Source organism: Streptomyces sp. NPDC058751 (assembly GCF_042746485.1).
Lineage (GTDB): Bacteria > Actinomycetota > Actinomycetes > Streptomycetales > Streptomycetaceae > Streptomyces.
Genome location: NZ_JBHYPZ010000005.1, coordinates 250,164 through 272,169, shown reverse-complemented (window position 1 = coordinate 272,169; position 22,006 = coordinate 250,164). Strand labels below are relative to the sequence as shown.

Here is a 22,006-nt window from a genome sequence, read left to right as displayed (position 1 = left end):
CGGTACATCACATGCCCGTCGCCACCGACGGTCACATCTCCGTCCAACGGCGACGGGCGGATGTACCGGCACGGCCCCGCCCCCCCCCACCGGCCCGGTCCGCAGGTGCCTCAGCCGATCGGACGCGTGCCCTCCACCGTGAAGCCGATCACTGTGCCACCCCCCTCCCGGGGGTGGGCGAACGGGCTGCCTCCGTGGGCCGCGGAGACCTCGCGCACGATCGACAGACCGAGCCCCGAGCCGGGGAGGCTGCGGGCGTCGGCGGTCCGGTAGAAGCGGTCGAAGACACGCGCGAGGTCGTCGTCACCGATGCCGGGCCCCCGGTCCGACACCTCGACGCGCACCGGTTCGAGACGGTCGACCGAGCCCGTGGTGACCGGAGGACCCGAGGGGGAGTCGGGCGACGGTGGCCGCGCGGTCGGGCCCGTCACCACGACCTCGATCGGCGCCGTTCCGCCCCGGTCGAACTTGGCCGCGTTCTCCACGAGGTTGGAGACCGCGCGCTGCAGGGCGCTCGGGCGGCCCTCGACCACCGTGTCGCCGGAGACCCGGACGGTGACGTCCCGTCCGGTGCGGCGGCGCGCGACGACCGCGACGTCCTCGGCGAGTTCGGCGAGGTCGAGCCGCCGTACGGGCTCGGTGTCCGACTGCCCGGCCGCGAGGGCGACCAGTTCGTTGACCAGGTCGGTCAGTTCCCGGGACTCCAGCGCCAGGTCGGCGACGAGTTCCTCACGGGCGTCGGGCGGAAGCTCGTCGATCCGGCGGAGCATCGAGATGTTCGTGCGCAGGGAGGTCAGCGGCGTACGGAGTTCGTGTCCCGCGTCCTGGACCAGGCGCCGCTGGTCCTCCTCGGACTGGGCGAGCCGTCCGAGCATCCGGTCGAAGGACCGTCCCAGCCGGGCGACTTCGTCGTGTCCGGTGACGGGCACCTGGATGCCGAGACGTCCGGTGCGCGCGACGTCCTCGGCGGCCCCGGCGAGCCGCACCAGGCGCCGGGTGATGCGCCGGGCCAGCCACCAGCCGAACAGCCCGGCGGCGGTCACGACGGCCCCGACGAGGAGCACCGTCCGCTGCTGGAGCTCCCGGAGGAGGTCCTCGGTGTCGCTGAACTGCTGGGCGACCTGCACGGCACCCCGTCCGCCGCCGAGCGAGACGGTCGCCACCCGGTAGCGGTCGCCGCCGACGTCGACGTCCTTGTGCTCGGCCAGCGCGCCCGCGGCGGCGCCGCCGGCGACCGTCCGGTCGTGGCCGTCCACGGGCAGGGGGGAGACGCCCTCGTCGACGACCGAACCGTCCGGCCCGAGCACCTGCACGTCGGTGCGGCTGGGCCTGATGATGTCGTCGAGGGGCCCTTGGCGGTGCGGGCCGGAGGAGGTGAAGTCGTCGGTGTGGAAGGGGTGTTCACGGACCTGGTCGCGCAGGTCCTGCACCACCTCGGCGAAGACGGTCTGCTGGTCGACCCGCACCAGCCGGGCCGCGGCGTCGTAGCTCAGGAACCCGACGAGGACCGTGACGGCGGCGGCGACGGCGGCGAAGGACACGGTGAAGGTGGTCCGCAGCGAGGACATCCGCCGCAGCCGTCGGCGCACTCAGTCCTCCCTCAGGACGTACCCCACGCCCCGTACGGTGTGGATCAGCGCCGGAGCGCCCGGCTCGTCGAGCTTGCGCCGCAGGTAGCCCACGTACACGGCGAGGTTCTTGGAGCCGGGGCCGAAGTCGTAGCCCCAGATCCGGTCGTAGATGGTGGAGTGGTCGAGGACGGTGCCCGTGTTGCGGACGAGCAGTTCGAGGAGCTCGAACTCGGTCCGGGTCAGCTCCAGTTCGCGCCGGCCGCGCCAGGCCCGGCGGGCCCGGACGTCCATGCGCAGCCCGGCCGCGGAGATCTGCGCGCCGGAGGCGAGGGGTTCCCGGGGCGCGGGTGCCGGGGGGTCCTCGTCGAAGGTGCCGCTCCCGGTGCGGCGCAGCAGGGCGCGCAGCCGGGCGAAGACCTCCTCGACGTCGAACGGCTTGACGACGTAGTCGTCGGCGCCCGCGTCGAGGCCGGCGATGCGGTCGGCGGTCTCGACGAGCGCGGTGAGCATCAGGATCGGTGTGCGGTCGCCCTCGGCGCGCAGCACGCGGCACACCTGGAGGCCGTCGATGCCGGGCATCATGACGTCGAGGACGAGGACGTCCGGCGGGGTGCGGTGGGCCTGGGCCAGTGCCTCCACCCCGTCGGCCACGGCCGTCACCTGGTAGCCCTCCAGTGTCAGCGCCCTTTCCAGGGCGTGGCGGATGGCGCGGTCGTCCTCGGCGAGCAGTACGTTCTGGGGCACTCGCCCAGTCTGCCAAGCCGTCGGCCGCGCGCGGTCCGGCGGGCGGCTCGGTGACGGGCCTTCTTACCGGCCTCTCACTTCGTTCCGGAGTGTCGTACGTGCACCCGTGGGTTCAGCCGACGTGCACCCGTGGCCGGCGCGCCCGGTCGGGTTCGGCCTCGCGCAGGACCTCCCGGGTGACGGGGGCGACCTCGCCCTGGCCGAAGAGGAAGAAGCGCAGGAAGTTGGTGAAGGGGTTGCCCTCGGTCCACTCGAAGTAGATGTGCGGGGTGCCGCCGGTGGTGTCGCGCACGTAGAGGAGCAGGGTGGCGAGGGCGTTGGGGATGGAGGCGGACTCCAGGGTCAGGACGCGGTAGCGGCCGTGCATGACCTCGCCGCGTACGTTCAGGACGGACTCGAACTCGGAGGGGTCGCGGACGGTGACCTCCAGGAACACGAAGTCCTCCTGGGGCGGGAGGTCGTGGTCGGCGCGGATCTGCTCGATCTTCTCGCGGTACTCGGTGATGTCGCGCTTGTCGGGCTCGTTGGCGATGAAGCGCATCCGCCGGCTCGCGATGTCCCGTACGAACCGTTCGGCCATGTCGTCCATGGTCATGCTGGTCACCCGCAGCTCGAAGGCCCGGGCGAGCCGGGAGAGCAGGGAGACCGTGATGATGCCGGCGATGAAGCAGGCGCCGATCTTCACACCGTCGGGGCGTTCGATGATGTTGACGACGGTCGTGTAGAGGAAGACGGCCGAGATGACCGCGAAGGCGATGGTCCAGTGTTTCTGGCGGGCCTTGCGGGCGGCGATGGTGACGGCGATGGCGGCGGAGCTGATCAGGACGAGGACACCGGTCGCGTACGCGCCGCCCTGGGCGTCGACGTCGGCGTCGAAGAGCCAGGTGACCAGGAACGCGATCAGGGTGAAGACGATCACCATGGGGCGGACGGCGCGGGCCCAGTGGGGGGCCATGCCGTAGCGCGGGAGGTAGCGCGGCATGAGGTTGAGGAGCCCGGCCATGGCGGAGGCGCCGGCGAACCACAGGATGCAGATGGTGGAGATGTCGTAGACCGTGCCGAAGGCGTTGCCGAGGTACTCGTGGGCGAGGTAGGCGAGGGCGCGGCCGTTGGCCTGGCCGCCCGGCTCGAACTCCTTCTCGGGGATCAGCACGGTGGTGATGAGGCTGGTGACGATCAGGAAGACGCTCATGATCACGGCGGCGGTGGTCAGGAGCTTCTTGGTGTCGCGGATGCGTCCGGCGGGCTTGTCCTCGGTGTCGGACGGGTCGCCCTTGACGTGCGGCATGACCGCGACTCCGGTCTCGAAGCCGGACAGGCCGAGCGCGAGTTTCGGGAAGACCAGCAGGGAGACGCCGATCATGGCGAAGACGTTGCCGTGTTCGGCGGTCAGCGCGGTGGTCCAGTCGGTGACGAGGGTCTCGTGGGTGACGACCTCCCAGACTCCCGCCACGGCGACGACGACGTTGAGGCCGAGGTAGATGCCCACCAGGACGACCGCGACGCCGATCGCCTCCAGGAAGCCCTTGAGGAAGACGGCGCCCAGCAGGGCCACCAGGAACAGGGTGATCACCATCTGTTTGTCGTGCAGGGCGCTGTTCAGGTGGGGGTTCTCCACCAGGTGGGTGGAGGCGTCGGCCGCCGAGAGGGTGATGGTGATCAGGAAGTCGGTGGCGGCGAAGCCGAGCAGGGTGAGGACGAACAGCTTGCCCTTCCAGAAGGAGAGCAGGCGTTCCAGCATCGCGATGGAGCCCTCGCCGCGCGAGCTCTCCTGCGAGACCCGGCGGTAGACGGGCAGTGCGCCCGCCAGGGTGACGATGACGAGCACGACGGTCGCCACGGGGGACAGCAGTCCGGCCGCGAGGGCGGCGATGCCGGGCTGGTAGCCGAGGGTGGAGAAGTAGTCGACGCCGGTCAGGCACATGACGCGCCACCAGCGCTGCCCCTTGTGCACGGGCGTGGGTTCGGCGGCCGGCTGCGGCAGCCGGCGGCCCTTGCCCTTGCTGATGTCGGACAGGCCTTCCAGCATCCACGCCCGCAAGCGGCTCGGCGGGGCGGGCTCGGTGCTGGCCATCGGTGACTCTCCTGACGTACGTCTCGTCGAACGGTTTTGGCCATCGTGGAGACGGCGCCCATCAGCGTAGGCAGAGAGCGATTCACGAGCCCGGGCGTCCAGGGGCCTCAGGCGTCAAGCTTGCGTTAATACCTGCTGGTCGCGCATCACGAGAGCGTCCGGCGCGAGGCGGCCGTAGCCCGTTCGGAGGCCTGGCCGCCCGCCGGTGCGCCCGCCCCGTAAGGGGCGCGTCAAAGGTGCGGTGTGCCCCGTATGGGAGGCGTCAAGGGTGGCCGGATCCGTCGGGTGACGGGTTAGGGCCTGCCGTCCGGATCGTGTGGCGGGACGCGGGCCCGGGGCGCGTCCGCGAAGCCCCGCCCGGTGACGCCCCGACCGCCCGGTGACGCCCAGTGCGCCCCGATGTCGTCGCACTCGGGGGACTTGTGGCCTACGGGGTGATGAACGGTGACTCAACTCACATGTCCCCCAGGTGACCTGACGGCCCGTCTGACCGTCTTGCGGGAGTGACCGGGTGGCTCTCCGGCAGGGGGTGGACACCCCGGGTGACGACGATCACTCCGATGTGCTCACTTTCTCAGAAAATAATCATGTCCATGACTATATGGTCAGGTTCATGCGCAAAATGATCTATATCGGAATCGCTGCCGTGACCGCGGCCATGATGTCCACGCCGGCGACCGCAGCCACCCTCGGCCACGGCACCTCGTCCACCGGGACCAAGGCGGTGTCCGGTCTGCTGACCCCCGGTGAGGAGACCCGGCTGCACGGCGCCCTCGCCGACGAGGACACGAACGGCGGCGTCATAGCCGACTACAACGGGAAGAAGATCAACCTCGCCGAGGGCTGGCAGGGCGCCGAGGTCTGCGGGGAGGACCCGGACACGGGCAAGGCCAAGTGCTGGGACTCCGTCGAGGAGTCCAACGAAGACGCGGCCGGATCGGGCGAGGCGCACGCTTCGGCCGCGCGCGGGAGCGGCAGGAAGGCCGAGCGGAGCGCGAAGTCCGGGATGACCGCCGCGGCCCGTCCGGCCGCCGCCCCGGCCGACGACGACACGGGCGACGACTACACCGACGACGCCACCGGTGACGGCGGCGGCACCACGGCGGCCCCCGACCCGGCCGAGGGGAGCGGTCCCGGCTCCGGTTTCATCTCCAAGCTGTACACGGCCTGCCCGGCGAACACCGTGTGCTTGTGGGAGGACGCCGGCTACAAGGGCCGCATGCTGAAGTTCCCGACCCACGCCACCGCCAAGACGCGCCACCTCTCCGAGTGGGGCTTCAGGGACAAGACGTCGAGTGCCTACGTCAACCGCCCGCAGCGGGGTGTCGAGTGCTACGACATCCGCACGGGAATGCCGGACCCGCACCTGTTCCTGGGCGCCGGATACTCGCTCTACAAGAACTTCAAGAACTACGACTATCCCTGGATCTCGGGCGGCGGCAACTGGAACGACAAGGTCGACGCCATCAAGTACTGACCTGACGAGCACTGACCCGACGGGTACCGACCCGACCCCGACGGTCCACCTCTGACGGCGGGGGCCCGACCGGGCCCCCGCCGTTTCCCCCACAAGGAGAAGATCGTGATCATCCGCCGTGCCGGCACCCTCATGGCCCTTCCCGTCCTCACCGCGTGCCTGCTGGCCACGGCCTGCACCAGTGAGGCCTCCAAGGAGTCGGCGATCCCGGAGGAGTTCCCCGCGACCGGCGACAGCGCGGACATGGAGTCCAGCGCGAAGGCGCTGCGCGACTACGGCAAGGCCCATCACCTCGCGCAGGTCACCGAGGACGTCGAGCGCATCCAGGAACGCGCCGACGGCCACGCCCTGATCTCCACCGACATCGGCGCCGAGGACGGCGCCGTCGGCAAGGCGGAGAAGGTCGCCGCGGCCTACCGCGCCTACGCGAAGAGCAAGGGCGATACGGCCTCGGTGACCGTCTACAACGTCTACGGCGACCCGCTCACGACGCGCTAGCCGGACCGCTCGCCCGGTCAGACGAGATGGGCGAAGACCACCAGGTTGTCGGTGTAGTCCTTGGCGGCGCGGTCGTAGGTGCCGGCACAGGTGATGAGGCGGACCTCGGCGTCGGCGGTGTCGGCGTACACCTTGTCGTCGGGGAAGGCGTTCTTCGCGTAGGTCTCCGCGCTGTCGACCACGAAGGACGCCGTCCGCCCGTCGGACCGCTCGACGCTGAACGTGTCGCCCTTCTCCAGACCTCCGAGACCGGCGAAAACGGCGGCGGAGGTCTTCGTGTCGACGTGCCCGGCGATGATCGCCGTTCCCGTCTCACCGGGGGACACGCCCTTGGCGTACCAGCCGACCAGGTTCGTGTCGTCCGGGGGCGGGGGCTGGAGCTTTCCCGTGGCGTCGATGGCGAGGTCGGTGAAGGGCGCGTCCACCGAGATCTTCGGGATGCGCAGCCGGGTCGGCCGGGACCGCGGGAGGTGCTTCGCGGCCGGGCGGTCGTTCGAGGGAGAGGCCGACGACAGGGGCGCGCGCGACTGCGCGGGGGCCGCCGCGGCGGGGGACGCGGGGGAGGGGCCGGACGATTCGTCCTGGCGGTGCAGCACGTTCGTGCTCAGCAGGACCGCGATGCCGGCGCACCACACGACCCACGTCACACGGCGCCGGAGGGACCGCTCGGGTGACGTGTGCGGGGTCTCGGCGGGAGAGGACAACCGGGCTGCCATCGGGCACCACCTCATCGGGTCGGGGCAGCGGATCGGACTGGGCGGGAACAGTGTGGGAAGCGGCGAGCGCCGCGGAGGCCGGACGAGCGACCGGCCGGGCCGCCATGGGGTGAGGGGATGACGGCCCGGACCGCTATGTCGGCAGATATGTCGTCGGACATGGTCAGGACGCACCACCCTCGGAGCTTCTACGGCGCATCATGTACACGCCCGCCGCCGCGAGGCCCAGGACACCCACTCCGCCGGCGGTGATACCGGACGACGTGGCGAGACCGCCGCCACCGGTGTGGACGCCGCCGTGCGGCCGGCCCTCGGACTCCTTGCTGCCCGAGTCCCACGAGCCCTTGCTGCCCGAGTCCCACGAGCCCTTGTCCGTCCCGGAGCCCCAGGAGCCGCTGCCGCTGGAGGAGTCCTTGTCCTTGTAGGTCTCCGGGTCGTACTTCTTGTCGTCCTTGGCGGAGTCGTCCGTCTTGACGGACATCAGCGCGCCGCCGCCGGTGTGCACGCCGCCTTCCGGCTTCGGGTGGTGGTGGTGCCAGCTGGGCTTGCCGGGCTCCTCCTTGCTGGGCTCCTCCTTGACCGGCTCCTCCTTGACGGGCTCCTCCTTGCCGTACCCGGACTCTTCTTCTTCCTTGCCGTACCCGGAGTCCTTCTGCTCCTCCTCCTTGCCGTACCCGGAGTCCTTCTGCTCCTCCTGCTTGCCGTAGCCGGAGTCCTTCTGCTCTTCCTGCTCCTTGCCGTAGCCGGAGCCCTTCTCCTCCTTCTGCTCCTTGCCGTAACCGGAGTCTTCCTGCTCCTTGGAGGAGGAAGAGGAGGAGTCGCTGTGGTCCCAGTCACCGGCCGTGACGGCGTACGCGCCCGGGGCGCCGATCGCGAGAGCGGCGGTGGCCGTCGCTGCGGCCAGGAACATGCGGGCAGATCGCATCGTCGAAGTCCTTCCGTCAGAACCAGGTTGCTGACCTCTTGTCAGCAGGCGAAAACCCGGTGCGACGTGATCAACCGTCAATCCGATGAGCCCGGCGCACCACCCGGGAGGCTCACCCGGCCTACGGCCGGGGCCCCGTCCGCCGGTCGTCCCGGTGAAGGCCCCGGCAGGGCCCAGCCGCTCTGACCTGCCGGTTCGCCGCTCTCGTCCCGAGCGGACCCGCCCCACGGGGTGCTTCACGCATGACCCGATCGGCGGCGACACGTCTGCTTCGCCGGATGGGCCGTGCGAGGCGCCCGCCGACGGATCCGCCGTTGTTCCGGACCGTCAGGTCCTGTTGTCCCGGACCGTCAGATCCCGTTGTCCCGGCGGCTCTTGTCCCGGTGGTTCCCGTCCCGGGCGCGGGGGAAGATCAGGAGGAGGTCCATGGACGAGGTCATGCCGTCGCACCGATGAGCGCCGTCCGACGTCACACTGAGGGCTCACGTCCTGATGAGAGGTGATCATGGGGAACCGGCGGAAGATCACGGTGGTGACCGGCGGCAGTCGCGGTATCGGCGCGGCCGTCTGCCGGCGGCTGGCCCTGGAGGGGCACGACCTCGTCATCGGCTACCGGTCGAACCGTGAGGCGGCCGAGGAGGTGGCCGGCGCCGTGGCGGAGGCGGGCCGGCGCTGTCTGCCGGTGGCCGTGGACACCTCCGACCCCGCCGCGGTCGACGCGCTCTTCGACACGGCCGTCGCCGAACTCGGTCCGGTCACCGGACTGGTGAACAACGCGGGCGTCAGCGGACCCAACGGGCCCCTGGCCGACGCCGACCCCGAAGGCATGCGGGACGCCCTCGGGGTCAACGTCCTCGGCTACCTGCTCTGCGCGCGCCGCGCGGTGCGGGAGATGACGGCGTCCGGCGGGGGCGCGATCGTCAACATCTCGTCCGCCGCGGCGACCCTCGGCGGTCCGGGGCAGTACGTCCACTACGCGGCGGCGAAGGCGGCCGTCGACACCCTGACCGTCGGCCTGGCCAAGGAGGTGGCGGCCGACGGCATCCGTGTGAACTGTGTCGCGCCGGGCACGCTCTGGACCGACTTCCACGAGGACCCGCAGCGCCCGGCCAAGGTGGCGGCCGTGATCCCCATGGGCCGCGCGGGCCGGCCGGAGGAGATCTCCGGCGCGGTGGCCTGGCTCCTGTCGGACGACGCCTCGTACACGACGGGCGCGGTCCTGCGGGTCTCGGGCGGGCTCTAGGGCCGCGGCACCAGCCGGTGGTCCCCGGTGCTCCGCTCCCGGGCGTGTGATCGCCCACGGTCGTCCCCGGGACATGAAAGAGGCGGGGTCCAAGAACCCCGCCCGTTGTCTCAGGAGCCCCGGATCAGGGCCACACCAGGCAGTACGGCTGGTGCCCCGCCTCGTGGAGGCGGTGGGAGAAGTCCTGCCACTCGTGCAGGAGCTGGTAGACGTTGAACGCGTCCCGCGGGCCGCCCCGGTCGGGGACGGTGGACCATATGAAGGCGGCCGCGCCCACGGCCTCCTCGCCTATGCCGCGCAGCGGGTCGACGACGGTCATCGGGAGCTTGACCACGGCGTAGTCGGGGTGCAGGACGACGAGCTCCAGCGGCGGCACCTTGTTCAGGGGGACGCCTTCTATGCCGGTGAGGACCATCGCGGCCATCGTCTCCGGCTTGATCTTGGTGAACATGCCGTTCATGCCGAGCTCGTCGCCGCCGAGCTCCTCGGGGCGCATCGAGATCGGGACCCTGGCGGCCGTCGCGCCGTCGGGCGCTCCGAAGTATTTGTACGTCACCCCCACTCGGCCACCATTCCCGCTCTCAGCCCGCAGCCGTTCGACCGCGTGATCGATCCGTTCGTCAGGGTCACCCTGCGATCCCTGTACCTGACCGGCTCTGCCGGCCGCTTCCTCCGCCTCACGCCGGTGCTTCCCCCGCCGGGCACGCCGAGGGTTGAGGTCATCGGTCCCCTCGCCCAGTCCACCGCGATGCATATCTCCACCCGACTGCTTTTCTAAGTCGCGCGACCCCCGCCACGCAACCCGATCATCGTGACAGTGACCTCCCCCACGGTCGCACGACGAAACGTGCGTGCCGAAACACCCGCCCGCGGGATCTTCGCGGCCCCTGAACACCGTTGTTCATGTGAGCTGTCCGTTCGTGGTCCCAGTTTCGCAGATGGCCGGGGAAGGGGACCCGGTTGTCCCGCCGGGCTCCGTCACACCGGCCCGGCGATGGCCGGGATCATTCCTCTTGTGCAGCCGTACGTCGAGCCGGGGCCGTCCGTTCACGGTGTCCCGCTCTTCCCCTCACGGCCCACCGGGGCCCCTGGCCTACCCTGAGGAGGTCACTAGCCCCCCGGAGTCGGAGACGTCGCAGGTCATGACCGAACTGCCTTATCCCTACGAAGCCCCAGCCTCGCAGTCGCTGTTCGACCGTGCGGCGGCCGTCACGCCAGGTGGCGTGAATTCTCCGGTGCGCGCCTTCCGGGCCGTGGGCGGTACGCCCCGGTTCATGGTGTCCGGTACCGGACCGTACCTGACCGACGCGGACGGGCGTGAATACGTCGACCTCGTCTGCTCCTGGGGTCCGATGATCCTCGGGCACTCCCGTCCCGAGGTCATCGCCGCCGTCCAGGAGGCCGTCGCGCGCGGTACGTCCTTCGGCACGCCCGGTGAGGGAGAGGTCGTCCTCGCCGAGGAGATCGTCGCCCGCGTCGAGCCCGTCGAGCAGGTCCGGCTCGTCTCCAGCGGCACCGAGGCGACCATGTCGGCGATCCGGCTGGCCCGCGGGTTCACCCGGCGCACGAAGGTGATCAAGTTCGCCGGCTGCTACCACGGCCACGTCGACTCGCTGCTCGCCGCGGCGGGCAGCGGGGTCGCGACCTTCGCGCTGCCCGACACCCCCGGCGTCACCGGCGCCCAGGCCGCCGACACCATCGTCCTGCCCTACAACGACCTGGAGGCCGTGCAGGCCGCGTTCCACGCGCACCCCGGGGAGATCGCCTGTGTGATCACCGAGGCATCGCCCGGCAACATGGGTGTGGTGCCGCCGGCGCCCGGTTTCAACCAGGGCCTCAAGGACGCCTGCGCGAAGAACGGCGCCCTCTACATCTCCGACGAGGTGATGACCGGCTTCCGCACCAGCAGGGCCGGCTGGTACGGGATCGACGGCGTGCGTCCCGACCTGATGACCTTCGGCAAGGTGATGGGCGGCGGCTTCCCCGCGGCCGCGTTCGGCGGTCGCGCGGACGTGATGGCGCACCTCGCGCCGGCCGGGCCGGTGTACCAGGCGGGCACGCTCTCGGGCAATCCCGTCGCCACCGCCGCCGGGCTCGCGCAGCTGCGGCTGCTGGACCAGGCCGCGTACGACAAGGTCGACGCGGTGTCGGCGCGGATCCAGGCGCTGGTGACCGAGGCGCTCGCCAAGGAGGGTGTCACCCACCGTCTGCAGAGCGCCTCCAACATGTTCTCCGTCTTCTTCACGGGGCGTGAGGTGCGCGACTACGAGGACGCGAAGGCGCAGGAGTCCTTCCGCTACACCGCGTTCTTCCACTCGATGCTGGCGCAGGGTGTCTACCTGCCGCCGTCCTCGTTCGAGTCGTGGTTCGTGTCGACGGCCCATGACGACCAGGCGGTTCAGAGGATCGCCGACGCCCTTCCGGCGGCGGCACGGGCAGCGGCGGAGGCCACGGCATGAGCGAGACCACCGGAAAGAACGGCGCGGGGGACATCACCGTCGTCCACCTGATGCGGCACGGCGAGGTCGCCAACCCGGAGGGGGTGCTCTACGGGCGGCTGCCCGGGTACCACCTGTCCGAGCTGGGGCGGCAGATGGCCGACCGGGTGGCCGAGCACCTCGGCTCGCGCGATGTCACGCACGTCGTGGCCTCCCCGCTGGAGCGGGCGCAGGAGACGGCCACGCCGATCGCGAAGGCCCACGGGCTCGACCTGGCGACCGACGGGCGGCTCATCGAGGCCGACAACGTCTTCCAGGGCAAGACCTTCGGCGTCGGGGACGGCGCGCTGCGGCGGCCGGAGAACTGGAAGCACCTCGTCAACCCCTTCAAGCCGTCCTGGGGCGAGCCGTACGTGGACCAGGTCGTCCGCATGATGGGCGCGCTGGACGCCGCCAAGGACGCCGCGCGCGGTCACGAGGCGGTGCTGGTGAGCCATCAGCTGCCGATCTGGATCGTCCGCAGCTACGCGGAGAAGCGGCGGCTGTGGCACGACCCGCGCAAGCGGCAGTGCACCCTGGCGTCGCTGACCACGTTCACCTACCGCGGCGACAAGATCGTGTCCGTGGGCTACACCGAGCCCGCGCGCGACCTGGTTCCGGCTCATCTCCTCGCGGGCGCCAAGCCGGTGCAGGGCAAGAGCAAGGCGTTCGGGGCCTGACCAGAAGGAGCGAAGGGCCGGTCCAAATGGGCGCATATTCGTAAAATCGTATAAGTCGCAGCGCGTTAAACGGAACCCCCGTCTTCGTCGTGCCCTCTCATGGGATACAAGCTGAGAGTCAGCTGAGAGGGTGCGATGAAAAGAGGACCGTATGCGCGACGTCAGCCGAAGAGGAATGATCGGCCTCGGTGCGGGTGCGGCGACCGCGCTCGGACTCGCCGCGTGCGGTACCACCCCGGCCAAGGAGGCCCCGCGGCACCCTAAGGGCTCCGCCAAGCCCGGCACCGGCCGCCCCGGCGCCCCGAAGAAGCCGGCCGCGCGTCTCATCGGCGACGGTTCCACCGCCTACACCGGCAAGCAGCCGCACCAGCCGGAGGCCCCCGTACCGCTGGAACCCGGCGAGACCCCGCCGCAGTTCGTGGTCTTCTCCTGGGACGGAGCCGGCGAGGTCGGCACCGGCCTCTTCGACCGCTTCCTCCAGCTCGCCCGCGAGAACGACGCGCACATGACGTTCTTCCTCTCCGGCCTGTACATGCTGCCCGAGTCGAAGAAGCGCCTCTACGACCCGCCGAACAACCCCCGCGGCGCCTCGGACATCGGCTACCTCACCGACGACCACGTCCGCTCCACCGTGAAGATGATCCGTCAGGCCTGGCTCGACGGCCACGAGATCGGCACCCACTTCAACGGCCACTTCTGCGGCGGCTCCGGCTCGGTCGGCAACTGGACGGCCCGGCAGTGGACCAGCGAGATCGAGCAGGCCAAGTCCTTCGTCACCGAGTGGCGCACCAACACGGGCTGGACCGACCTGCCCCCGCTGCCCTTCGACTACGAGAAGGAGCTCATCGGCGCCCGCACCCCGTGCCTGCTCGGGCAGGACAACCTGCTGCCCGCCGCCAAGAAGCTCGGCTGGCGCTACGACGCCTCCTCGCCCGGCGGTGTCCAGCGCTGGCCCCGGAAGAGGTCGGGCCTGTGGGACCTGCCCCTGCAGGCGATGCCCTTCCCCGGGCACCGCTTCGAGGTCCTCTCCATGGACTACAACATCCTCGCCAACCAGTCGGTCGCCACCACCCGGGCGCCCTCGCACAACTACCCGGGCTGGCGCACCCAGGCGTCCGAGTCGTACGTGGCGGGATTCAAGCGGGCGTACGAGACGAACCGGGCGCCCTTCTTCATCGGCAACCACTTCGAGGAGTGGAACGGCGGCATCTACATGGACGCCGTCGAGCACGTCCTCACCCACGTCGCCCGCGAGAAGCAGAAGGGGGGCGACGTGCGCATGGTCTCCTTCCGGCAGTTCGTGGACTGGCTGGACGTCCAGCGGCCCGAGGTGCTGTCGAAGCTCCAGGCGATGGACGTGGCCGAGGAGCCCGTCGGCGGCTGGCACCGCTACCTCCGGGGGCAGGCCGCCTGAAATGCGGGTTTCCGCCCGCACGGGGGGTGCGGAAGATCCCCGAAACGGGCATGCGAAACTTTTCACATGAGTGCCGCCTGCCGCGCAGACCAGCGCCCGAACCGCCCCCGCGTCGTCCTGTACACCGCGGGGGCCGCCGTTGCCGCGCTCGTGCTGTCCGCGTGCACCTCCGGCGGCACCGCGGGCGGCGCGGGCGACAGCGGCTTCGTCCCCGGCAAGGACGGGATCTCCACCGTCGCCAAGGGGTCCAGGGACGCCGCCCCGGACCTCTCGGGCAAGACCCTCGACGGCAAGCCGCTCGACGTCGCGGACTACAAGGGCAAGGTCGTCGTCCTCAACGTGTGGGGCTCCTGGTGCCCGCCGTGCCGCGCCGAGACGCCCAACCTCGTCAAGGTCGCCAAGGACACCGCCGACAAGGGCGTGCAGTTCGTCGGCATCAACACCCGTGACGGCAACACCGATCTGCCCAGGGCGTTCGAGAAGGAACAGAACGTCCCGTACCCCAGCCTGTACGACCCGACGGGCAAACTGATGCTCCGCTTCAAGAAGGGCACGCTCAACCCGCAGACGATCCCCTCCACGATCGTCATCGACCGGGACGGGAAGATCGCCGCCCGTACGCTGCAGGCGCTCAGCGAGGACAAGCTGCACGAGATGCTCGACCCCGTCCTCGCGGAGAAGTGACCGGCGTGGCCCTCCTCCAGACGACCACGGACCTCGCCGCCTCGACCGGCATGAACACCACGGTCTACAGCGGCGCCCTGCTGCTCGCGCTGCCCGTCGCCGTGCTCGGCGGGCTCGTCTCCTTCTTCTCCCCCTGCGTCCTGCCGCTCGTCCCCGGCTACCTGTCGTACGTCACCGGGGTCAGCGGCACGGACCTGGCCGAGGCCCGACGGGGGCGGATGGTCGCGGGGGCGAGCCTGTTCGTGCTCGGCTTCACCGCCGTGTTCGTCTCCGGCGGGGCCCTGTTCGGATACTTCGGCTCGACGCTGCACGAGTACAACGGGACGCTCAGCAAGGTCCTCGGCGCGCTGATGATCCTCATGGGCGTCTTCTTCATGGGCCTGATGCCCTGGCTCACCCAGCGCGAGTTCCGCTTCCACAAGCGGCCGGTGACCGGGCTCGCGGGGGCGCCGATACTGGGCGCCCTCTTCGGCATCGGCTGGACGCCGTGCCTCGGCCCGACGCTCACCTCCGTCACCATGCTCTCCATGGACCAGGCGAGCGCCGGGCGCGGGGCCATACTGACGGTCGCCTACTGTCTCGGTCTGGGAGTGCCCTTCGTCCTCGCCGCCGTCGCCTTCCGCAAGGCCCTCGGCGCGTTCGGCTGGGTCAAGCGCCACTACGCCTGGGTGATGCGGATCGGCGGCGGAATGATGATCGTGACCGGCCTCCTCCTGCTCACCGGTGCCTGGGACGGCATCGTGCAGCAGATGCAGACCTGGTCCAACGGTTTCACGGTAGGGATCTGACCCATGAGCAGCACTGACACCGGCAAGACCACCGGTCCGGCCGGCGCCGGCGAGCCGGCCGGCGAGGACGTCCTCGTCTCCCGGGAGGCGCTGGACGCCCGCGAGATCGACGAGGCCGGGTCGCAGCTGTCCACCGCGCCCGTGGAGACGGCGATGCCCGGCTCCTTCGGCGGCGCGCGCGCCCCCGGTGCCCTCGGCCGGCTCGCCTGGACCGTCCGTGAGATCACCGGCTGGGGCCGCTGGATCTGGCGCCAGCTCACGTCGATGCGGGTCGCGCTGATCCTGCTCTTCCTGCTGTCGCTCGGCGCCATCCCCGGATCGCTGATCCCGCAGTCCGGCACCGACGCCGCGAAGGTGCAGGCGTTCAAGGACGCGCACAGCGTGCTCGGCCCGCTCTACGACCGGCTCGGACTGTTCCACGTGTACGGCTCGGTGTGGTTCTCCGCGATCTACATCCTGCTGTTCGTCTCGCTCATCGGCTGCATCGTGCCGCGCACCTGGCAGTTCGTCGGACAGTTCCGGGGCCGTCCGCCGGGCGCCCCCAGCCGGCTGACCCGGCTGCCCGCGTACACGACCTGGCGCACCGCGGCCGCGCCCGAGCAGGTCCGCGAGGCCGCGCTCCAGGTGCTCAAGGCCAAGCGGTTCCGGGCGCACGTCGACAAGGACGCCGTCGCCGCCGAGAAGGGTTACCTGCGCGAGGCCGGCAACCTGGTCTTCCACGTAGCGCTGATCGTGATGCTCGTCGCCTTCGCCTGGGGCCAGCTCTTCCGGTCCGAGGGCGACAAGCTCGTCGTCGAGGGCGACGGCTTCGCCAACGCGCTCCTGTCCTACGACGACTTCAAGTCCGGCAACCTCTTCAGCACCGACGACCTGACACCGTTCAGCTTCGACCTGAAGGACTTCACCGGCACCTACGAGCGGACCGGCCCCAACAAGGGCACGCCCCGCACGTACCAGGCGGCGATCACCTACAGCGAGGGCGCCTACGGCAAGGAGCGCAAGACGCTCGTCAAGGTCAACGAACCGCTGGAGATCGGCGACACGAAGGTCTACCTGACCGCCCACGGCTACGCGCCCACCGTGACCGTCCGCGACGGCAAGGGCGAGGTCGTCTTCCGCAACGCCGTGCCGATGCTGCCGCTCGACTCCAACGTCACCTCGCAGGGCGCCGTCAAGGTCATGGACGGCTACAGGAACGCGCGGGGCAAGAGCGAACAGCTCGGCTTCTCCGCCTTCTTCGTACCGACCTTCGCCGGGGCGGGCAAGGGCGACATGTTCTCCCAGTTCCCCGCGCTGGACTACCCCGTGCTCGCGCTGAGCGGCTTCCACGGCAGCCTCGGCGTCGACGCGGGCCTCCCGCAGAACGTTTACCAGCTCGACACGTCCCACATGAAGCAGTTCAAGGACGCCAAGGGCGAGATCCTCAAGGCGCGGCTGCGGCCGGGCGAGACGATGACGCTGCCGGACGGTGCCGGGTCGATCACCTTCGACAAGGACATCAAGGAGTGGGCCAACTTCCAGATCACCCAGCAGCCCGGCAGTGACTGGGCGCTGGCCGGGGCGTTCGCCGCGATCCTCGGACTCGCCGGTTCGCTGTTCATCCAGCGCCGCCGCGTCTGGGTGCGGGCGACCACCGGAGACGACGGCGTCACCGTCGTCGAGATGGCCGGGCTCGGCCGCAGCGAGTCCGCGAAGCTTCCCGAGGAGCTCGGCGACCTGGCCGCGCTCGTGCACGAACAGGCGCCCACCACGTCCGACGAGGACGCCGCACCCACCGACGCCGACGCCGAACCCCCCGTACCCGCAGCCGAAGGGGCCGAGAAGCAGTGACGCTCGCCACCGCACACGACCTGGGCGCCGTGACCCAACTGGCCACCGCGACCAACGAACACCTCGCCGACCTCAGCAACACGCTGATCTACTCCGCGATGGCCGTCTACACCCTGGCCTTCTTCGCGTTCATCGCCGAATGGCTCTTCGGCAGCCGCAGCAAGGTCGCCCGCACCGCCGAGGCGCTCACCGCGAACGGCGCGAAGGCGGCGGCCCCCGCGGTCACCACGCGCAAGGCCGGCGGGACCACCGTGCTGGAGCGGCCCGAGGTCGTCACCCGGTCCGCGGCCGGCGCGCGGGACGTGCCCGACGGTCCCGGAGCGCACGGCGGGGACGAGCAGGGCGACCTCTACGGGCGGATCGCCGTCTCCCTCAGCGTGCTGGCCTGGGGTCTCGAGGCGGCCGGTGTGGTCGCCCGCGCCCTGTCCGTGCGGCGTGCCCCCTGGGGCAACATGTACGAGTTCAACATCACCTTCTCCACCGTCGCCGTCGGGGTCTTCCTGGTCCTGCTCGCGCTGAAGAAGAACGTCCGCTGGCTCGGCCTCCCGCTGATCACCTCGGTCCTGCTCGACCTCGGTCTCGCCGTCACCGTCCTGTACACCGCGAGCGACCAGCTGGTCCCCGCGCTGCACTCGTACTGGCTGTACATCCACGTCTCGACCGCGATCCTGTGCGGCGCCGTCTTCTACGTGGGCGCCGTCAGCGCGGGGCTGTACCTCTTCAAGGACTCGTACGAGAACAAGCTCGTGAACGGCGGGACGCCCGGCCGGTTCGCCACCTCCGTCATGGAACGGCTGCCCGCCTCGGCCTCGCTCGACAAGTTCTCCTACCGCGTCAACGCCGCCGTCTTCCCGCTGTGGACCTTCACGATCATCGCGGGCGCGATCTGGGCGGGCGACGCCTGGGGCCGCTACTGGGGCTGGGACCCCAAGGAGACCTGGGCGTTCATCACCTGGGTCGCCTACGCCTGCTACCTGCACGCGCGCGCCACGGCGGGCTGGAAGGGCCGCAAGGCCGCCTACATCGCCCTGATCGCCTTCGGCTGCTGGCTGTTCAACTACTACGGCATCAACCTCTTCGGTGGCGGCAAGCACGCCTACGCGGACGTCTGACCCGCCCGGACCCGTACAGAACGGCCTCCGTGACTCCTGTCACGGAGGCCGTTCCCTTTCCCGGCCGCACGGCCGCCGTCCTAGGACGGCGGCAGGCACTGGGCCGCCGGCGGTTTCCCGTCCGGCCAGGCGATCCTCACGAAGCGGGCGCGGCTCTCACGGGTCAGCTCCACGATCGGCACGGCCTTGTCGTACGGGTTCCCGTGGATGTCCAGACAGATCCACCCGCTCGCCCCGTTCACCCGGAGCTGCGCGCCCTTCACCTGGGGCCACTGGAGTCCGACGTCCGCGAGCGCGGGGATCCGCCCGGTCGGCGAGGCCCCGCGGATGCCGCGCACGGCGAGCCGCATGGCGTCGTACGCGATGATCAGCTGGCCGTCGTCGAGGGAGACCGGGCCGATGGGGCCGACCGGCTCACGCACGGCGTCGGCCAGCAGCCGCTGGAGCACCTTCGCGTCGGCCGCGCTGCCGCCGGTCCGCGCGCCGTCCTTCATCCAGGCGTCGGGGTGGGCGAGGGCCGTGTAGCGCACGGTCAGCAGCGGGTCCTTCAGGGCGGCCGGGTCGAGGTCCTCGTCGCCCGCGAGGTACGAGCCCTCGTCGCCGGTGAGCACGGTGAAGCGGCGGTCGGAGCAGCCCCGGGCGCCGAGCGCGTTGATGAACTGCCGCAGCTGGGTGTGCCGGCCGGCGAACAGGACGGTGTTCGTGGTCTTCGGGGTGTTGCACAGGATGTTGACGATCTGCGCGAAGACGTTGGCGGTGGTTCCCTCCTCGCTGCGGTCGGCGGGCGGGGTGAACGGCTGGGACCGCGCGCTCTTGAGCATCTTCTCGAAGGACGCCTGGAGCGTGCGCGTGTAGGGGTCGCCGGTCCGGTCGTAGACCAGGAAGGCGTTGGTGGCCGACACCTTGGCGAAGGAGGCGAGGGCGCGTGCCTCGTCGGTGTTGGTGGGCGAGACCCGGGCGAGTCCCGGGAAGGGGTCCTTGCCGTCCTGCCCGTTGGCGAGGCTGTCGGCGGTGATCGAACTTCCGATCACCGGGATGCCCCGCCTGGTGAGTTCCGCGACCGCCTTCCTGTTGTTCTCGGTGCTCAGGCCGACCCCGGTCACCGCGCGCAGCCGGTCAGGGCTTCTGGTCATCCGGTCGAGCTGGTCGACCGTGTGCCGCCAGGAGGCCCCGGTGGCACCGGGGTTGGCGAGGACGAGCCGGATCTTCGGCTTCAGCCCGGTCGTGTCGTGGTTGGCCTGGTACTGCGCCAGATAGGCGCCCTGGATCTCGTGAAGGGTGTCGGCGAGGTTGTCGGCGTCGGTCGCGGTGAAGGGTTCGAGCAGGGCGACGGTGACGTAACTGCCGGGCTTCAGGCGGTGGTTCTCGCGGTCGATCGCCCGGACGGTCTCGGCGAACCGCGAACGTCCGAAGGAGTAATCGGTCCAGGAGACGCCCACGCACTCGTCGCCGTCCTCGGGCTGGACGACCCCCGGCGCGCACGACCGGTCCGTCTTTGCGGCCGTCATGCCGCCCCACACGCCGAGGCCCACGAGGGCGGCCGCGAGCGTTAGCGCCACATACCTGCGGAAACGAATCTCCCAGATGTCCTCGCGCAGCCACACCCATAAGCGCGCCATCACCGTCCTCCGTCCTCGTCGTCCGGTACGCGCAGCGGACGTCCGGCCAGGACGTCCGAGGGCCAGTCCCGCGAGGCCCGCCACAGCAGGGCGTTGCCCGCGGGCCGCAGGTTCGAGAGCTGTTCCAGTTCGAAGCGCAGCCGCTCGGCCACCCTCGGGTCCGGCAGCACCAGGGGGTCCGTGAGCTGCCACACCGCGTGCAGCAACCGCCGTACCCGCAGGTGCAGTACGGCGTCCACGCCCTCCGGAGGGTGGTGCGCGGCGTCCGTGCGGCCGAGGGCGACGGAGGCGCGGTGGTCGGGGCCCTCGAAGTCGCGGCCGTCCGGACCGTGGGCGTGGTAGTAGGGCGCGGAGGCGATGAAGAGCAGGGCGGACAGCCAGTCGCGGGTGTCGGAGCCGGGAAAGGTGTCGCGTAGATGGGCCACCGCGAAGTCGGCTTTTCCGAGGGCGAGTTCGTGGTGCAGTCGGTAGCGGTCGCTGTCCGCCGGGGAGGTCCGGCCCAGGTCCTGGTAGTGGTCGACGAGGGCGCGGTGCACCGCCCGCCATCCTGCGTGGTCGGCGCCGTCGTGGTGGAGCCTGAGCAGGAGGAGCGCGCGCAGGAACGGGTCGCCGACGAACTGCCCGGCCGCCGTCGCCCAGCCCTCCGACGCGAGCCGTTCCTCCAGGTCCAGGACGCCGGACGCGCCGAAGTCCTCCGGCAGTCGCGACTGGGCGAGCGAGCACGCCGAGTCGCGGTCGTGGGCCGCGGCCAGCACGGTCAGTTCGTCGAGCCGGCCGCCGGGGACGAGCCGGCCGAGGAGTTCCTGATAGGCGGGGCGGCCGGCCTGGTCCTCGTGCGGGGCGATGTCGGCGGTGAGCAGCGTGCCGAGCGAGGCGGCGTCTTCGGGCGGGTTCTGCCGGACCGAGGCGGCCAGCAGGGTGATGCCGAGCGGGCTGCCGCCGGTCAGCCGGTGCGTGGCGTGCGGGAGTTGGGGCGGGACGGCGGCCGGGGCGGGTCCGGTGCCGAGGCCGCCGGACGCGGTGTCCATGATGTGCAGGGTGTCGTCGGGGGTCAGCGGCGGCAGCGGGACGAGCAGGGCCCGCGAGGACGGGGAGGTGCCGGGCCGCCAGCCGGTGGACCGGGCCGTCTCGGACAGCGCGAGGCGGCCCGCGTTGCGCAGCGCCGGATGCGCGTGGCCCCGTAGCGCGGCGAAGAACACGGCCTGGTCCTTGATGCCGTCGGCGCGGTCGCGCAGGACCGGCTCCAGCAGTCCGAGGCCCGCCGGTTCCTGGACGTTGTCGATCAGCAGGACGGGGCGCCCGCGCCGGTGGGAGCGCTGGACGACGCCCGCGTACGCGTCGTCGAGGTCGGCCAGCAGGGCCCGTACGAGATGGCGTTCGGCGTGTCTGCGGGAGTCGCCGCCCGCCCGGAAGTGCCGGGAGAGCAGGATCAGCGCGAGCTTGGGGCTGCCGCCGGCGTTCGGGTAGTCGCGGTACCAGCCGGCGGCCCTGCGCAGCCGGCGGTGGGCCGGGGAGACGCCCTCCGTGAAGGCCTCCAGGGTCGCTTCGATGATGGGTTCCACCACCGGGCCGGTCCCGCTCGTCGACGCGACGAGCTTGGAGATCACCTTGCTCACCCAGCGTCCCGCGAACCCCGACAGCCAGGACTCGGTCTCGGTCAGCAGCAGGATGCGCTCCGCCTCCTGCCGGATGCGCGGCACGTCGCGGTCGCTCCAGCCGCCCGCCGCCACGGCCAGCAGTCCGGACGACAGCCGCGGGAAGCCGATCCGGCCCGCGCCCTTCACCGGTTCGGCGAGCTGTTCCGCGGCCGTGGTGAGCGCCTGTCCCACCGGTGACCAGGACTCGGCCGGACGGTCCGGGGGCGGCGCGTCGAACTGCCGGTCCTCGCCGTCGACCAGGGCGACGGGCGTGTGCCCGCGGTAGGCGTCGCGCAGGGCGAGGAGTACGGCGGTCTTCCCCAGTCCCCGGCCGCCCGCGAAGACCACGAAGGGCGGTTCCTCGGGGTGTTCGTACGGGGTGGCGCGGAGCTGGTACGGACGCAGGCCGACCAGTCGTGACGCGAGTCCGGGCGGATCGGTGTCGAAGAGCGCCCCCCGGCCGTGCAGCCCTGTGTGCACCGCATCTCCCCCTGGTCCGCGGTCCGGTCCATTCCGT

The 22,006-nt window shown here is 70.9% G+C and carries 18 protein-coding genes; 10 read left to right on the top strand and 8 right to left on the bottom strand.

Going from position 1 to position 22,006, the window contains the following annotated elements:
• Positions 1–110 precede the first annotated feature (110 nt).
• From ACFW6B_RS07940 to ACFW6B_RS07930, 3 genes are all read right to left on the bottom strand, one after another.
• The gene (locus tag ACFW6B_RS07940) at positions 111–1,568 is read right to left on the bottom strand and encodes an ATP-binding protein (RefSeq protein WP_386593190.1); all 1,458 of its coding nucleotides are present in this window, start codon (positions 1,566–1,568) and stop codon (positions 111–113) included.
• Positions 1,569–1,589: 21 nt separating this feature from the next.
• The gene (locus tag ACFW6B_RS07935; RefSeq protein WP_386593162.1) at positions 1,590–2,315 is read right to left on the bottom strand and encodes a response regulator transcription factor; all 726 of its coding nucleotides are present in this window, start codon (positions 2,313–2,315) and stop codon (positions 1,590–1,592) included.
• A 112-nt stretch (positions 2,316–2,427) separates the two neighbouring features.
• Positions 2,428–4,389, bottom strand: a complete 1,962-nt coding sequence (locus tag ACFW6B_RS07930; protein WP_386593160.1) for an amino acid transporter — start codon at positions 4,387–4,389, stop codon at positions 2,428–2,430.
• 613 nt (positions 4,390–5,002) lie between these two features.
• Here ACFW6B_RS07930 and ACFW6B_RS07925 point away from each other — a divergent pair.
• Both ACFW6B_RS07925 and ACFW6B_RS07920 read left to right on the top strand, forming a co-directional pair.
• Complete coding sequence (locus ACFW6B_RS07925; RefSeq protein WP_386593157.1) at positions 5,003–5,866, top strand: peptidase inhibitor family I36 protein; 864 nt, start codon at positions 5,003–5,005, stop codon at positions 5,864–5,866.
• A 105-nt stretch (positions 5,867–5,971) separates the two neighbouring features.
• On the top strand, positions 5,972–6,364 hold the full coding sequence (locus ACFW6B_RS07920; RefSeq protein WP_386593155.1) for a hypothetical protein: 393 nt from the start codon (positions 5,972–5,974) through the stop codon (positions 6,362–6,364).
• 17 nt (positions 6,365–6,381) lie between these two features.
• Here ACFW6B_RS07920 and ACFW6B_RS07915 read toward each other — a convergent pair whose 3' ends face one another.
• On the bottom strand, positions 6,382–7,080 hold the full coding sequence (locus ACFW6B_RS07915) for a class F sortase (protein WP_386593153.1): 699 nt from the start codon (positions 7,078–7,080) through the stop codon (positions 6,382–6,384).
• 163 nt (positions 7,081–7,243) lie between these two features.
• Positions 7,244–8,005 (bottom strand): hypothetical protein, encoded by a 762-nt coding sequence (locus tag ACFW6B_RS07910; protein ID WP_386593151.1) that lies wholly within the window; start codon positions 8,003–8,005, stop codon positions 7,244–7,246.
• A gap of 505 nt (positions 8,006–8,510) precedes the next feature.
• On the opposite strand from ACFW6B_RS07910, the gene ACFW6B_RS07905 reads away from it, so the two are divergent.
• Positions 8,511–9,248 carry an SDR family NAD(P)-dependent oxidoreductase gene (locus ACFW6B_RS07905; protein ID WP_386593149.1) on the top strand — a complete coding sequence of 246 codons (738 nt, stop codon included), beginning with the start codon at positions 8,511–8,513 and terminating at the stop codon, positions 9,246–9,248.
• A 124-nt stretch (positions 9,249–9,372) separates the two neighbouring features.
• On the opposite strand, the gene ACFW6B_RS07900 is transcribed toward ACFW6B_RS07905, so the two are convergent.
• Positions 9,373–9,810 (bottom strand): hypothetical protein, encoded by a 438-nt coding sequence (locus tag ACFW6B_RS07900; protein WP_019061278.1) that lies wholly within the window; start codon positions 9,808–9,810, stop codon positions 9,373–9,375.
• 580 nt (positions 9,811–10,390) lie between these two features.
• Between ACFW6B_RS07900 and hemL the strand changes: the two genes are divergently transcribed.
• From hemL to ccsB, 7 genes are all read left to right on the top strand, one after another.
• Positions 10,391–11,707 carry a glutamate-1-semialdehyde 2,1-aminomutase gene (gene hemL / locus ACFW6B_RS07895; protein WP_386593146.1) on the top strand — a complete coding sequence of 439 codons (1,317 nt, stop codon included), beginning with the start codon at positions 10,391–10,393 and terminating at the stop codon, positions 11,705–11,707.
• Positions 11,704–12,405 carry a histidine phosphatase family protein gene (locus ACFW6B_RS07890; RefSeq protein WP_386593144.1) on the top strand — a complete coding sequence of 234 codons (702 nt, stop codon included), beginning with the start codon at positions 11,704–11,706 and terminating at the stop codon, positions 12,403–12,405. The genes hemL and ACFW6B_RS07890 overlap by 4 nt, the downstream gene beginning before the upstream one ends.
• 151 nt (positions 12,406–12,556) lie before the next feature.
• Entirely contained in the window at positions 12,557–13,819 is a 1,263-nt protein-coding gene (locus ACFW6B_RS07885) for a hypothetical protein (protein ID WP_386593142.1), read from the top strand.
• Positions 13,820–13,885: 66 nt separating this feature from the next.
• Positions 13,886–14,503: a TlpA family protein disulfide reductase gene (locus ACFW6B_RS07880; RefSeq protein WP_386593140.1), complete on the top strand. Its 618-nt coding sequence runs from the start codon at positions 13,886–13,888 to the stop codon at positions 14,501–14,503.
• A gap of 50 nt (positions 14,504–14,553) precedes the next feature.
• On the top strand, positions 14,554–15,291 hold the full coding sequence (locus ACFW6B_RS07875; RefSeq protein WP_386593188.1) for a cytochrome c biogenesis CcdA family protein: 738 nt from the start codon (positions 14,554–14,556) through the stop codon (positions 15,289–15,291).
• 3 nt (positions 15,292–15,294) lie between these two features.
• Positions 15,295–17,121, top strand: coding sequence for a cytochrome c biogenesis protein ResB (locus ACFW6B_RS07870; RefSeq protein ID WP_386593138.1), 1,827 nt, complete (start codon positions 15,295–15,297; stop codon positions 17,119–17,121).
• Positions 17,118–18,233, top strand: coding sequence for a c-type cytochrome biogenesis protein CcsB (gene ccsB / locus ACFW6B_RS07865; protein ID WP_386593137.1), 1,116 nt, complete (start codon positions 17,118–17,120; stop codon positions 18,231–18,233). The genes ACFW6B_RS07870 and ccsB overlap by 4 nt, the downstream gene beginning before the upstream one ends.
• An 80-nt stretch (positions 18,234–18,313) precedes the next feature.
• Here ccsB and ACFW6B_RS07860 read toward each other — a convergent pair whose 3' ends face one another.
• Positions 18,314–19,852, bottom strand: a complete 1,539-nt coding sequence (locus ACFW6B_RS07860) for an ABC transporter substrate-binding protein (protein WP_386593135.1) — start codon at positions 19,850–19,852, stop codon at positions 18,314–18,316.
• A complete protein-coding gene (locus tag ACFW6B_RS07855) occupies positions 19,852–21,969 on the bottom strand; it encodes a hypothetical protein (RefSeq protein ID WP_386593133.1) in 2,118 nt (705 codons plus the stop codon). The genes ACFW6B_RS07860 and ACFW6B_RS07855 overlap by 1 nt, the downstream gene beginning before the upstream one ends.
• Positions 21,970–22,006: the final 37 nt, after the last annotated feature.

Bases quoted from the DNA above. Each gene is read 5' to 3' on its own strand.
- ACFW6B_RS07880 (WP_386593140.1), top strand. From the start codon at position 13,886: ATGAGTGCCGCCTGCCGCGCAGACCAGCGCCCGAACCGCCCCCGCGTC.
- ACFW6B_RS07910 (WP_386593151.1), bottom strand. From the start codon at position 8,005: ATGCGATCTGCCCGCATGTTCCTGGCCGCAGCGACGGCCACCGCCGCT.
- ACFW6B_RS07860 (WP_386593135.1), bottom strand. From the start codon at position 19,852: ATGGCGCGCTTATGGGTGTGGCTGCGCGAGGACATCTGGGAGATTCGT.
- hemL (WP_386593146.1), top strand. From the start codon at position 10,391: ATGACCGAACTGCCTTATCCCTACGAAGCCCCAGCCTCGCAGTCGCTG.
- ACFW6B_RS07930 (WP_386593160.1), bottom strand. From the start codon at position 4,389: ATGGCCAGCACCGAGCCCGCCCCGCCGAGCCGCTTGCGGGCGTGGATG.
- ACFW6B_RS07875 (WP_386593188.1), top strand. From the start codon at position 14,554: ATGAACACCACGGTCTACAGCGGCGCCCTGCTGCTCGCGCTGCCCGTC.
- ACFW6B_RS07915 (WP_386593153.1), bottom strand. From the start codon at position 7,080: ATGGCAGCCCGGTTGTCCTCTCCCGCCGAGACCCCGCACACGTCACCC.
- ACFW6B_RS07890 (WP_386593144.1), top strand. From the start codon at position 11,704: ATGAGCGAGACCACCGGAAAGAACGGCGCGGGGGACATCACCGTCGTC.
- ACFW6B_RS07925 (WP_386593157.1), top strand. From the start codon at position 5,003: ATGCGCAAAATGATCTATATCGGAATCGCTGCCGTGACCGCGGCCATG.
- ACFW6B_RS07940 (WP_386593190.1), bottom strand. From the start codon at position 1,568: ATGTCCTCGCTGCGGACCACCTTCACCGTGTCCTTCGCCGCCGTCGCC.
- ACFW6B_RS07905 (WP_386593149.1), top strand. From the start codon at position 8,511: ATGGGGAACCGGCGGAAGATCACGGTGGTGACCGGCGGCAGTCGCGGT.
- ACFW6B_RS07885 (WP_386593142.1), top strand. From the start codon at position 12,557: ATGCGCGACGTCAGCCGAAGAGGAATGATCGGCCTCGGTGCGGGTGCG.
- ACFW6B_RS07870 (WP_386593138.1), top strand. From the start codon at position 15,295: ATGAGCAGCACTGACACCGGCAAGACCACCGGTCCGGCCGGCGCCGGC.